The organism is Streptomyces sp. NPDC031225 (assembly GCF_055570355.1).
Genome location: NZ_JBVIHJ010000016.1, coordinates 135,713 through 148,395 on the forward strand (window position 1 = coordinate 135,713; position 12,683 = coordinate 148,395).

Here is a 12,683-nt window from a genome sequence, read left to right on the forward strand (position 1 = left end):
CGTCCACCGCTCTTTCCGGTCGTGTCCGGCCGCCGGGCTCAACGGTCCTCCCCTGCCCGCAGCACACGTACCAGGTCCACCCGGGCCAGCAGACGGGCCAGGGCCAGCACAACCGCACTGATGGCCAAGGCGGTTGCCACTGCGGTGAGCGCCACGATGCTCCAGGGCACGACCTGCGGCAGCGGCGGGTACGGGGCCCGCCCGTTGTCGTCCACGGTGACCAGTGGCAGCACCGCCGTGGCCAGGGCCATGCCCATGAGCGCCCCCGGGACGACCGCGAACAGCGCCAGACTCAGTTGCTCTGCGCCCAGCAGCGCGGACAGGTTTCCGGCGCGGACGCCGATCGCCCGCAGCAGGGCGAACTCCTTGCGGCGCTGACGTGTGGAGACCACCGCGTGCACGGTGAAGGCGACGACCGCGAAACCGGGGGCCAGATACCGCACCAGTTCCAGCACTCTTCGCAGCCCACTGCGGAACGGGTCGTCCCGCAAGGACGCGGCAGTGCGTGCCGTGGTGGTGACGGAGCCCAGCGCGGGCTGCGCCTCGGCTGCGGCCGCGGTACGCGCACTGTCAGTGCTGCTGAGCCACCAGAACGAGGGAGCCTCCGGGTCGGCACCGGCCCGCGTCATCGCGCCGGCGAGTTGGCGCTGATCGGCGATCAGATGCCCTTGTCCGCGGCCGAGTCCGGGCGGCGAGTCGACCCGGCCCACGATCGTGGCGGTGATCCGTGCGCCGCCCAGCTCCAGCGTGGTGGTGCTGCCCACGTCCAGGCGCGCGTCGTTCAGCGTCGAGGCGTCGGCCCGCACCGGCAGCGGCGCCGGCCGGCCGGACGGGCCCGCCACGAGGCGCACCCGGCTGGCGGGGCGGCTGTCGTAGTCGTCGGCGGACAGGTCGCCAAAGGCGTCGTCGGTGGCCTGGGAGGCCCGGATGCCGGTGCTGATGGTGGTCTGGAGCACCTGGGGGCGGCCGGGAACGATCGAGCACACCCCGGGAGTGCCGGGACCGTAGGCGCCGGTCAGCTTTCCTTCGCATGCCCCCGCCGTGGAGTCGGCGGCGTTGTCCGTACCGTCGGTCCAGACCTGCCCACCGGGCAACCGCGTGACCCAGGTGTCCGCTGCGCCGCGCCCGCCCAACCGGATCAGTTCCAGGTCCAGCCGCGCGGGACGCACCTTCGGCTGCGGCAGAACGCTGATCGCGGTCACCGTCAGCGGATACTCCCGCGGGTGACCGCCACTCAGCGCCACATCGAGCGGGACCACGACGGTGTGCCTGCGTCCGTCGGCGGCGGGCAGGTGGGTCGCCACCGTGCTGACGAGGCCGGAGGCGTCCTGCACGGTGAGTTCGAGGCTCGGCGCCGCCCGACTGCCGTCGCTGCTCAGCCGCTCGTCCAGCAGCAGCGCGGTCGGGCGCCCCGGCAGCCGTATCCCGAAGGCGACCGGTGACGGGGTGCGGGGAGCGGGCCCGCCGATCGTGCCGACCAGGTCTGCGTTGGCGCCGCCGGGCAGGGTCACCAGCGACTGCGTCACCGGTGTCACGGCGGTCACCGCAGGCAGCGCGCGATAGGCGGCCCCGAGTACGGAGGAGGGGTAACTGTCGGCAGGAGAAGGGGAGATCCGCACGTCCGCGCCGACGGCGAACGCGGCCTCCTCGGACTCCAGGCCCTTCAGACAGGCCAGCTCGGTGGTGGCGAAAGCGCTGACCGACACGGCCAGGCACATCAGCACCACCGGTCCCGCGTTGCGCGCCGTCCGTCGGCTCAACTGCCAGCCCGCCAGCGCGAGGACGAGGCCCCGGCTGCGACGGCCGAACGCGTCCAGCAGGAGAGAGGTCAGCGGCAGCAGTCGTAACAGCAGGAGCGCGGCTGCCCCGGCCACCAAGGCAGGCACCAGGACCAGCACCGGGTCCGCTGACGCGCTGCCGGTGCCGAGGCCGGCGATCAACGAGTGATGCCGCCGCAGTTCCAGATACCCCAGGACCGCGACGGCCACCAGTGCCAGGTCGGCGCCCACCTGCTGCGCGGCGGCGGCCCGTACGCCGCGGGCCGGCCGCGACCGTGCCGACGGCAGCACGGGAAGCAGCACCGCCGCACCGTGCACCAGCAGGGTCAGACCCACCGCCGCCCACGCCCCGGTACCCCGGCTGCCGGGGTGCAGCAGCCCGGCCAGGAAGGGCGCGGCGACGGCGGCCGGGATGCCCGTGAGTGCCCACTCGGCCGCCGCACCGCGCAGCAACCGCAGGGTGCCGGCGCCTCTGGCCCGCTGGAGGGCCAGCTCATCCTGCCGACGCACCGTCAACTGACGAGCAGCCAGCACCAGGGTGGCCAGGGCGAGCGCCGCCAGCATCACGCTCGGCAGGTACAGCGAGGACCGGGCCGCCACCATCGGCACCACCAGGTCGTCGACCGCGCCCGGCAGACCGGAGCTCACCGTCAGGTCGTCCAGCGACGGCTGCCGTCCGCGGAACACCGACACGCGGCTCTGGCTGCCGGACAGAGCGCGCAGCCGGTCGCGCAACCCGGGGAGGTCCTCCGCGTCGATACGGGAGAAGTCGGGCTGGACACTCCAGTGGGCCGTCAGATGTCCGTTCAGGGCGGCGCTGCCGTTGAGAGCCGACGCCGACACCACCAGCAGGCGCTGGTCTGCGGTTTCCCCCTTGGTCAGGTCACCGGCCATCGCGGACCAGAACCCGACGGCACCACGTGCCCGGAAGACGCCGGTGATCCGCAGAGTCACGGTGCGTCCAAAGGCGTCCTGCACCTGAAGGCCGGAACCGGGTTCGACGGCCAGACGCCTGGCCAGCGCGACGGGCACCGCCGTATCGACCGGGGCGGTGGAGCCCGTGGCGACCCGGACATCGGGCAGCGAGGTGAACGCGCCGGCCGGGGCGTCGGCCGTGTCGGTGGGCCACCGTCCGGCGACCAACTGCCCGAACCTGCCCCCGTCCTGCACCGCGACCGGGTGCAGCCCGCTCCCTCCGGGACCGCGCGGCGGACCCGCCCCGTCGACCCCCGTCACGGAGACCGTCGACGTGCCCAGCAACCCCACGTACGTCCGCTGCGGCACCCCGGCGAACACCCGCTCGGCGGCGGCCCGCACATCTCCATCGGCGGCGGCCATTCCCCCGGCCCGGAACGACGCGTTGACGTTAACCTGCGCGTCGAGGTCGGCAGACAGTCGCCGCACGGCCCCGGCCTGCACCGAACTCCCTGCCAGCGCCGCGAGCGCGGCCAGTGCCGTCGCACACAGCAGCACGGTCACCGCGACAGCCGCCAGCACCAGCCCGTGCTGCCTGGCCCGCCTGGCAACGACGGGAAGACGCTGCCGGACCGGACGCGGGGCCCCCGGACGTCGCCGCGGTGACGACGTGAAGGCCGTGGCGACCACATGAACCCCCGCAGAATCGAACATGTGACGGTGACGGCGCGCCACAGTCCTACCAGGCATCGGCCCAACGACACAAGGATTGCTGATCTCTTGAAGACGAGGGCGAGATGGGCGCGAGCACAGGCGCGGTCGCGGCTGGATCCGCCACCGCGCTCCGCGAGGGCGGTCAGCCCACGTGCACGGTTGCAGAGGCGGATACGGAGTGGACGCCGAAGCAAGGAGGTCGAGTCTGCCTCGGCCAGACATCACACGCCGGTGGGCCTGGCGGCGGGCGATCCCCGAGGACATTTCGACCGAGATGAAAAGGATGGTCCTTCCGCTCTGCGACCGCGAGAGTTCTCCAGACACAGTGGTGGGCTGACCAACACCGCTGCCGGAATCGAGACAGATGGGGAACAAACAATGCGCAAGATCGCGATGACCGTTGCGGGGCTGTCTCTCATGGTGGGGGCCGGACTTGCCACAGCGCCCAGCGCTCAGGCGGCGACGGCATGTCCCAGCGGGGCGTTCTGCATCCGTGAGGCGAACGGCACGATCCTGAGCAAGAACATCTTCTACAGCTACGGCGCCCACAACCTGTCGAACGTCACCGGACAGCGTGTGGTCGTCAACAACCAGACCGGCGGTGCCGGCTTCCAGGAATGCCTGGGGTACGACGGCCTGAACTGTTCGGATGTGTACCGCTTCAGGGGTGAGTATCCCGCTCTCGACTACACGCCGATCAACTCGATCGTTCTCGTGCGGTAACGAAGCAGACCAACGCCGGGAAATCGATGCTGGATTGGCCGGGGTCTGGCCGATTGCTGGTGTGCGGGGCCCTCCCCTGGCCGGCACCAGCGATGTTCCAGCCACCACGCGGGGATGAAACCGGGCCGACTGCCCCGGCGCCGCAGGTAATCGCGAAAAAGCCCGTTGCTGTGCAGGCCTTGTCGGCGCAAAGCAGTTGGCTTTCGTGTGCGGCCTGCCCGGCTGTCGCCCACCGCATCACGGGGTGAGCTGGTCTCCTTGATGACAGCAGGCCTGCGCAATCGGCCGCGCATCCGCGGAAATCACGGTTGGCGCACCCGCCCCTGCTCGGTGAGCAAGGGCTCCAGCCGAAGCGGTGCGACGGGACTGCGCACCGCGGGGGTCATGCCTGACGTCAGATGCGGTGCGATCGACGGGCGGCTCAGCGGTGGTATTCGCTGCGGGTGGTGAGCCAGGTGGTGACGGCGACGGCACCTTCGAGGAGTAGGACTCCGGTGAGGTTGTCGGCGATCGGGACCGGGGCCGATCGCGCGGCGCGGGGCCACGTCCGGCTACCGCGTCAGTCCGGCGCGCTGCTCACCGGCACGGTCAAGGTCGGGACACGCGCCGCGACCGGTTCGGGTCGGCCGGGGGACCATCGGCATGGATCAGATCCTCGCCGTACAAGCACTTGCGTGGTCGACGAGAGCCGCAGCGTGGCATCCGACAGGGCCGACCGGACCGTATGGCGGACCTGCCGCGACAGCAGCTGGGGGTGTTCGGGCAAAGAACGCGGCACCCCGCCTGAACCCCTGCCCGAGCCTTGCGGCCAGCCGTGAATGGGACCGTGAGGGTTCAGCCGGTTCGATGAGCGATGTCACCGGCCGAGCCGGAACACACCAGCCGTCACCGGGGACAAGCGGGCCCCGAATGAAGCTCACGGTCTACGGCTGGTGTGTGGACCTGGCCTACTGCGTGGGGGCTGCCCGGTCGTAGACGTTGTCCGGCGTGACGATCTCCGTGATCGCCCGCGCTAGCAGGGAGGACGGCTCCTGGCCCTGGTAGGTGATGTCGGTGTTGATCGTCAGTACCAGGGTGGCCTTCTTCGAAGGCAGGTAGACGGTCACGGTCTGGTAGCCGGGGATGGAGCCGTTGTGCCCGATCCAGCCGCCGCTGTTGAAGATGCCGAGGCCGTAGCTCGTGCCCGGGTGCCCGGTGGGAAGCATCTTCAGCCGCTGCGCCTGGGTCTGTGGCCGCAGCAGGGTGCCGGTGGCGACGATCCTCGCCCAGTGATGCAGGTCGTGCAGGTCGGAGATCATCGCTCCGGCCGCCCAGGCCCAACTGGGGTTCCAGTCCGTGCTGTCGGTGACCTCGCCGCTCAGCGTCTGGTTGGTGTAGCCGTGCGGGTGCGGCTGAGGAAATTCGGAGCGGTTCGGAAGCAGCGTGTGGGAGAGGCGGGCGGGACGCAGCACCCGCTTCTCGATGAAGTCGGCGAGGCGGTGCCCGCTGACCTTCTCGACCACGAGGCCGAGCAGAGTGAGGTTGGTGTTGGAGTACTGGAACTGGGTGCCCGGCGCGAAGGTGTTCTTGTGCTTGAAGCCGTACGCGAGTACCTGCTGCGGGGTGAAGGACCGTTCCGGATCGCTCAGCAGATCGTGCTGGAAGTCCGCGTCCTCGGTGTAGGGGAAGAGACCGCTGCGCATCTCGGCGAGATGGCGCAACGTGATCCGGGATCCGTTGGGCACATGGCGGACGTAGTCGGAGATCGGGTCGTCGAGCCCGAGCCGGCCGTCGTCGACGAGCTTGAGCAGCGCGGTGACCGTGAAGGTCTTGGTCTCGCTGCCGATGCGGACGAAGACATCGGTGTTCATGGGCTCGCCGGTGGCTTTGTCGGCGATACCCGTCGCGCGGACGTAGCTGCCCTTGCCCGGCATCCACAGACCAGCGACGACACCGGGAACGCCGGCCTGCCGACGGACCGTCTCGATGGCCTTGTCCAGCCGTGAGGCCAGCGCGCGGTCGAGTTCATGCGGGGGACAGTCGTCATCGACGGACTGGCGGGTCGTGAGGGTCTGGGCAGCGGTGGCCGGGGTTACTGCCGTCGAAGCCATCACGGATGCCGCGAGCAGCGCTGCGGCGAAGACACGGCGGGCGGGGATACGACGTCTCATGTCCGACTGCCTCTTCCGGATTCGGGGCGGGACAGCTACGTCACCATCCGTGCAGCTGGCGCGGGTCCTCCGCGTGCTCGACTTCGCTGGTGTCCACCCGTTCAGCGCGTCCTGAGTCGCTCCGACGCACTAGGGCGCGGATCGAGTCGTGATCAATGGGTGCTCCGGGTGAGGTCTTGGGTCCAGATCGTCGAAGCGCGCAGGTTCAGGCCGGAAATGACTTCGTGGCGTCCTCGTCGCCTGAAACGGCTGATCCGGCACGGCCGGTTTCAGGACCAGGCGATCTCGCCATGGCGGGAGACGAAGCGCCCAGTGCCGGCGCCGGGCTCCTCGGTGGCGAGGGCGACGATCGCGTCCGTGCCCTCGGTGACGGTCTGGGGGCCGCTGTGACCGTTGAGGTCGGTCGCGGTGTAGCCGGGGTCGGCGGCGTTGACGCGGATGCCCTTGAGCCCCTTGGCGTACTGCGTGGTCAGCATCGTCAGCGCCGCCTTCGAGGAGGTGTACAGCGGCGCGACGACGTGCGACTCGGGCCGGCCGGGGTCATGAGTGAGGGCGAGGGAGCCCATGCCGCTGCTGACGTTGACGATCACAGGATCGTCCGAGCGGCGCAGCAGCGGCAAGAACGCGCTGGTGGTGCGGACGACTCCGAGGACGTTGACGTCGAGGACGGCGCGGGCGTCGGAGGCGGTGAGGCCGCTGGGATCGCCGACGGGGCCGTGCACACCGGCGTTGTTGATCAGGACGTCGATCCTGCCCTCGTGTTCGGCGACGTTCGCGGCCGCGGCGGCAACGGACGCGTCGTCGGTCACGTCGATGGGGACGTAGCGTGCGCCGAGCGCGGCGGCGGCCTCCTCGCCCTGCTCGGGGTTGCGGGCTCCGACGAGCACGGTGTGGCCGCACTCGATGAGGCGGCGGGCGGTCTCGCGGCCGAGGCCCTTGTTGGCTCCGGTGATGAAGGTGATCGTCATGCGTTCGATAGTTGCCCCGAAGAAGGAAGCGGGCCAGGGACGCTTTGACGGTAGGAAGACCAGTACCACCCTCGCGCACACACGCATGACCGGGGATGCAGAAAGATGGAGAGCATGCCGACGACACCCGGAACCGGACTGGGCGCGATGATCCGCACGTGGCGGGACCGGCTGCCCCCGTCGGCCGCCGGGCTGCCGGTGGCCCGCGGACGCCGGGCGGCCGGGCTGCGGCGCGAAGAACTGGCTGACCTGGCCGGGGTGTCGGTCGACTACATCGTGCGCCTGGAACAGGCGCGGGCCACGACACCCTCGGCATCGGTGGTGGCGTCCCTGGCGCGCGCCCTCCAGCTGTCCACCGCAGAGCGGGACCACCTGTACCGGCTGGCGCAGCTCGTACCGCCGGTGGACGACGCGATCTCTGACCATCTCCCGCCCGGCGTGCAGCGGGTGCTCGCCCGTCTCGGGGACGTGGCGGTTGCCGTGTTCGCCGCTGACTGGCAACTGGTCTGGTGGAACCGTGGGTGGGCCGTCCTGCTGGGCAACCCCTCCGCGGCACCGCCGCGACTGCGCAACTTCGCCCGCGACAGGTTCCTGGTGGGCGCCGGCCCCGCCCACCTCGCGCTGTGGCCGGTGACCGAGGCGGACCGCGACGCCACCGACGCCGCCGTCGTCTCCGACCTGCGCCGCGCCACCGGTCGCTTCCCCAAGGACAGCCGGTTGACCACGCTGATCCGCGATCTGAACGCGGGCAGCAGGAGGTTCGCCGAGCTGTGGGCGACCGGAGAGGTGGCCGCGCACCGCGAGGACCACAAGACGATCGAACACCCGGCGGTGGGCCCGGTCACGGTGGACTGCGACGTCCTGACCGACGGTGACTCCGAACTAAAGATCGTCATCATGACCGCCGTGCCCGGCAGCGAGGACGAGACGAAGCTCCGGCTCACCGCCGTTACCGGCCCACCGGCCACCACGCACAACTGATCCGACCCATACGTAGATCGACCGGCTGCATGTGCCGTACCACGAAGCCGAGTTCTGGAACAAGGACCTCACCCGGAGCACCCGTTGATCACGACTCGTTTTTCACGGGCGACCCGGTAATGACGCAGGCCGACGCCGTCTCTAGTGCAGAGGCGTGGTCGCGGAGGGCAGTGCCGGGGCGACGGCCACCGCCGTATGGCGATCGGCGCCCTGGCCGCTTTCCGCGACGCCGGTCTGACCCCTGTGAGCTGCTGCTGGTACGAGTCGTCGGCGAGGCCGCCGCCGGAGGGGCTGTCAGGGGTGCCCGCCGCAGCCGCAGCCCGTCAGGGTCGCCCCTTCCTCGGGCGGCGGGGTCTGAGCGGCGGCCTCTTCCACCGCCGCCAGCAGTCGGCGGCGTTCCTCCGGCGGGATCCACCTGCCGTCGACGACCACGCCGTGGATGCGGCGGGTGTTGCGGATGTCGCGCAACGGGTCGGCGTCGAGGACGAGCAGATCGGCAGCCTGTCCTCGGGCCACGGTGCCGACCGCGGACAGGCCAAGGGTGCGGGCCGCGTCCCGCGTGGCCGCGCGCAGGGCCTCAGCCGGGGTGAGGCCGGCCTGCACGAGCAGCGCCAGCTCGTCGTGGAGGGCGAAGCCCGGGACGAGGAACCCGGTGCCGGTGTCGGTGCCCGCCGCCAGCCGAACACCCGAACCGTGCAGCTCGCCCACCAGTCGCAGCCGGTGCGCGAAGATCCGCCGGATCTGCCGTTCCTGTTCGGGAGTACGCCCACCGGTCAGGGCTGCCAGCTGGTCCGGCCAGCTCTCCACCTGCCAGGCGGGCAGGTACTTCCACTCCTCGGCCCGGGACGGAACGTCGTCGGGCAGCTCCAGCGTGCGGTGCACGCTGAGCGTGGGGACGACTGCTGTCCCGTGCGTCGCCAGACTACGGAAGAGGGCGTCCGCCCGCTCCCGGTCGTAGCCCTGCACCGCCCGCCATTCGAGGGGATGCACCTGCTGGAACCAGCTGTGGTAGCGGGACAGGCTGCTGGGGTCGCCCGCGTCGATCCGTACGGCGGCCAGGCGGCGCCGTATCTCCGCCTCGTGCCGTGAGGTCGCCAGGAGCAACGCGTGCAGGTGCTCGATGGTGCGGTGGCCGCTGGCGCTCGCCTCCGCGATCCGTACGGTGTCGGGGCAGTGCCCGAGGTGGGGGAGGCCCTGGCGCCGGGCCTCGTCCGCGATCGCGAAGTAGGCCTCGCGGGACAGGCGGGAGTACACCTTGACGAAGTCCGCGCCCTCGCGCTTGACCTGCCGTACTGCGCGCCGCGCTTCGGCCGCGTCGCGCACCTCGATGGTCGGGCCCACGTCGGCCGCCCACAGTGAGGGGGTGCCGTCGACGATGGGGCTGCCGACCACCCAGCGGGGGCCGAGCAGCGCACCGCTGCGGATCTTCTCGCGCCACTCGTGATGGACCGGCTGCCCCCGCATCTCCCGGACCGTGGTGACACCGGCGAGGGCGTACAGAGCCGGGATCACCGTCTCCGGGCCGTCGCTGTGGGTGTGCGCCTCGATCAGTCCAGGCATCAGGTACTTGCCGGTCAGGTCGACCGTGCGGGTGTCCGGGCGGAGCCGGGCGTGTGCGCTCGGGGCGAGCTGGGTGATACGACCGCCCTCGACGACGACCGTCATGTCGGGGGCCGGAGGTGCTCCCGATCCGTCGATCACGGTGACGTGGGTGAGCGCCAACGGGCCAGTGTCGGAGTCGTGTTGGGCTTTCGCTCCGGCCGCGCGCACCGTGGCGGCGTGCGCCGTGCCGGTCAGTGCCGTACCCGTCATGACGGCGGCCCCTGCCAGGAACCCTCGTCGGGCCATGCCGCGATGTGCCCCAACTGGTGCTTCGGACATGCTGTTTGCCCTTCTGCTCGCGAATCCGTCGGCGGGGTCCGCCGACCCCCACGACTCTCGCGGACACGGGGCGACAGGACAGTGCGGCCAGACGGTGAGTGTGAGGGTGTTGCTGGGACCACCGGGGCCCTTCCGGTGCTGGGGCTGCCCCGCGCGTGAACGGCCGACGTCCCCGTCGGTCGCTCTCACGCAGTGTCCGGATCGCGGGCCGACTGTCACAGCGCCCACGGCACGATGAGTTGCTGCGCGCGGCAAACCCGGACTGCAGCGCGGTCCTGTGCCGCCGGACGTCCTGGAGATGGGACACCGCCGGGCCCGCATCTGCCGTAGCACGCCCGAACCGGACCCGCACGCTTGAGTACTGTGACGTCGCATGACCGACACCGAGACCGAGATCACGGCAGACCTGGTCCGCGACCTTCTGCGGGAGCAGCATCCAGACCTTGCGGGACTGGCCATCCGGGAGGTGGCGGGCGGCTGGGGCAACCAAATGTGGCGCCTCGGGGACGAGTTGGCCGTACGCATGCAGCGCATGGACCCCACCCCGGAGCTCCAGCTCAAGGAACGGCGCTGGCTCCCCGTACTCGCCCCGCGCCTGCCGCTCCCGGTACCGACGCCGGTGCGGTTCGGTGAACCGTCCGAGCGCTTCCCCAAGCACTGGACCGTGATGACGTGGGTTCCCGGCGAGCCGCTGGACCACGGCTCGATCAGCCGCGACGCCCACGCCGCCGACACGTTGGCGGGCTTCCTCAGGGCGCTCCACGTGGCGGCGCCCGCCGAGGCGCCGCCCAGTTCGGACTTCGGCGCTCACCCCAAGAAGTGCACGGATGGCTTCGACCGCTTCTTTCAGGCCGTAGTCCCCGACGGCATCGCCGACGATGTCCGGGCCGTCTGGGACGATGCCGTTGCAGCGCCCGAGTGGGAGGGCCCGCCTGTGTGGGTGCATGGCGACCTCCATCCCGCGAACGTCGTCGTCGCGGACGGAACGCTTGCGGGCATCGTCGACTTCGGTGCCCTGTTCGCCGGCGATCCGGCGTGGGACCTCGCCGCCGCATGGGTGCTGTTGCCCGCGGGCACAGCCGCGCGGTTCTTCGACATGTACGCGCATGCGGACGAGGCGGCGATCCGGCGTGCCCGCGGGCTGGCCGCGATGAAGTGCCTCTTCCTGATGCTCATGGGGCAGAACGGAGACCGGGGTCTTCCCGGCGGCAAGCCGCACTGGGGACCTGCGGGCCGGGCGGCACTCGACCGTGTTCTGAAGGGTGTTTGATACGCGCTGCCATAAAGTCGACTACTCGACAGGACAGTTGGGGAAACACCGTGGAGATCACCGTCCAGTGGATCCGGACGACGTGGACGAAGGAATCCCGGGGCGGGGATGCTGCGGCTCGAAGGAATGCGGCCCCGGTCGGCTTCGCTCTTCCGCCTGAGGCGGCTCCCCTCGCGCATGTGATCCGGATGCATGAACGCGACGGCTTCGAACCCAGTTACAGCCGGGCAGTCCTGCGCAAGGTCGATGTCCAGCTCCGTGAAGCAGATGATCGACTGCGGGTATTTCCGCGAGTGCAGCCAATGTTTGCTCTGCCGCCTCGGAAACGGCGGCCACCGGCCGTCCGGCTCATTCCTGGTCAATGGGTCCGCTGGCAGCTCAACTACCGTTTCAGCAGTGCAATGGGCATTCGGGGCTGGACGTACTGGCTGGACACATTCAACATCGCATACGGCCCGGTGAATTCCGATGTGTTCTTGTCCGCGCCCACGATGTTCATCGATGAGCGCGGACCACTTCGGTAGTTCCAGGGGCCGAGGCGGGGGAGTCGGGATGGGGCGTGGAAGGCCGGTGGGCCGGGGGTCGGAACACGTGACCTGTGACGGACCGTCAGTGCCTACTGTAAGGCAGGGGTGTGAAGAAGGGGGCTGGGCCGGGCACACCGCGTGGGCACGCTTCCGGACCACCTGCGCACGCTCTCCTGCCGGCGGCCGGGCGCTGATGAACTCGTCGCTCACGTAGGAGAAGGGGGAAGACCATGCGTCATCGTCTTGTGCGACGGTTCGCTGTGCTGTGCGCGTCCGCCGCTCTGTTCATGGGGGCAGGTCTGGCGGCAGGAACGGCTTCTCACGCGTCAGTGTCGACGCTGACGGGTTGCAGGCATCCGTACGTCTGTGTCTACAACGCCGACGAGATAAAGGTGGGCAACTACAAGGACGTCACCCGCTACTGGCAGACCTTCAGTCGTGCCGACGTCGCATACGTCTACAACGCGCGGCACGACGGTGCCGCGTACTTCCTCTACAGCGGTGGGTACACCAGCTGCGTTGAACCGGGGCGCCAGGCCGCTCTGAGGATCCAGGGCTACGGCAACGTGACCGGTATCCGTATCGCGACCAGTTCGGACTGCTACCGCTGACCCGCTTGGGGCTTTCGCGGACACGTGGTGTGCCGCCGGCTCCGATCTGAACCCGTGGGGGACGGGGACTCGCAGTGTGGACAGGCCTCTCCATCGTCCGGCCGCGTGCCCGGGCGATGGAGGGGCCGAGCGCGACGACACTGCGATCCTCGTGATCGGTGCGGC

9 protein-coding genes are annotated in these 12,683 nt (G+C 70.3%); 5 read left to right on the forward strand and 4 right to left on the reverse strand.

Annotation, left to right across the window (positions count from 1 at the left end; genetic code table 11):
• Nucleotides 1–38: 38 nt before the first annotated feature.
• On the reverse strand, nucleotides 39–3,275 hold the full coding sequence (locus ACZ48Z_RS26450; protein ID WP_468738368.1) for an FtsX-like permease family protein: 3,237 nt from the start codon (nucleotides 3,273–3,275) through the stop codon (nucleotides 39–41).
• 510 nt (nucleotides 3,276–3,785) lie between these two features.
• Between ACZ48Z_RS26450 and ACZ48Z_RS26455 the strand changes: the two genes are divergently transcribed.
• Nucleotides 3,786–4,130: a hypothetical protein gene (locus tag ACZ48Z_RS26455; RefSeq protein WP_468738369.1), complete on the forward strand. Its 345-nt coding sequence runs from the start codon at nucleotides 3,786–3,788 to the stop codon at nucleotides 4,128–4,130.
• 947 nt (nucleotides 4,131–5,077) lie between these two features.
• Here the strand turns inward: ACZ48Z_RS26455 and ACZ48Z_RS26460 are convergent.
• Nucleotides 5,078–6,280, reverse strand: coding sequence for a serine hydrolase domain-containing protein (locus ACZ48Z_RS26460; protein WP_468738370.1), 1,203 nt, complete (start codon nucleotides 6,278–6,280; stop codon nucleotides 5,078–5,080).
• Between the two features lie 269 nt (nucleotides 6,281–6,549).
• Nucleotides 6,550–7,248, reverse strand: coding sequence for an SDR family NAD(P)-dependent oxidoreductase (locus tag ACZ48Z_RS26465; RefSeq protein WP_468738371.1), 699 nt, complete (start codon nucleotides 7,246–7,248; stop codon nucleotides 6,550–6,552).
• A gap of 114 nt (nucleotides 7,249–7,362) precedes the next feature.
• On the opposite strand from ACZ48Z_RS26465, the gene ACZ48Z_RS26470 reads away from it, so the two are divergent.
• Nucleotides 7,363–8,229: a helix-turn-helix transcriptional regulator gene (locus ACZ48Z_RS26470; protein WP_468738372.1), complete on the forward strand. Its 867-nt coding sequence runs from the start codon at nucleotides 7,363–7,365 to the stop codon at nucleotides 8,227–8,229.
• 294 nt (nucleotides 8,230–8,523) lie between these two features.
• Here ACZ48Z_RS26470 and ACZ48Z_RS26475 read toward each other — a convergent pair whose 3' ends face one another.
• Nucleotides 8,524–10,077, reverse strand: coding sequence for an amidohydrolase family protein (locus ACZ48Z_RS26475; protein ID WP_468738373.1), 1,554 nt, complete (start codon nucleotides 10,075–10,077; stop codon nucleotides 8,524–8,526).
• A gap of 406 nt (nucleotides 10,078–10,483) precedes the next feature.
• Between ACZ48Z_RS26475 and ACZ48Z_RS26480 the strand changes: the two genes are divergently transcribed.
• From ACZ48Z_RS26480 to ACZ48Z_RS26490, 3 genes are all read left to right on the forward strand, one after another.
• Entirely contained in the window at nucleotides 10,484–11,380 is an 897-nt protein-coding gene (locus ACZ48Z_RS26480; protein ID WP_468738374.1) for an aminoglycoside phosphotransferase family protein, read from the forward strand.
• A gap of 50 nt (nucleotides 11,381–11,430) precedes the next feature.
• Nucleotides 11,431–11,904, forward strand: a complete 474-nt coding sequence (locus tag ACZ48Z_RS26485; RefSeq protein WP_468738375.1) for a hypothetical protein — start codon at nucleotides 11,431–11,433, stop codon at nucleotides 11,902–11,904.
• Between the two features lie 233 nt (nucleotides 11,905–12,137).
• Complete coding sequence (locus ACZ48Z_RS26490) at nucleotides 12,138–12,518, forward strand: hypothetical protein (RefSeq protein ID WP_468738376.1); 381 nt, start codon at nucleotides 12,138–12,140, stop codon at nucleotides 12,516–12,518.
• The last annotated feature ends 165 nt before the right edge of the window (nucleotides 12,519–12,683 follow it).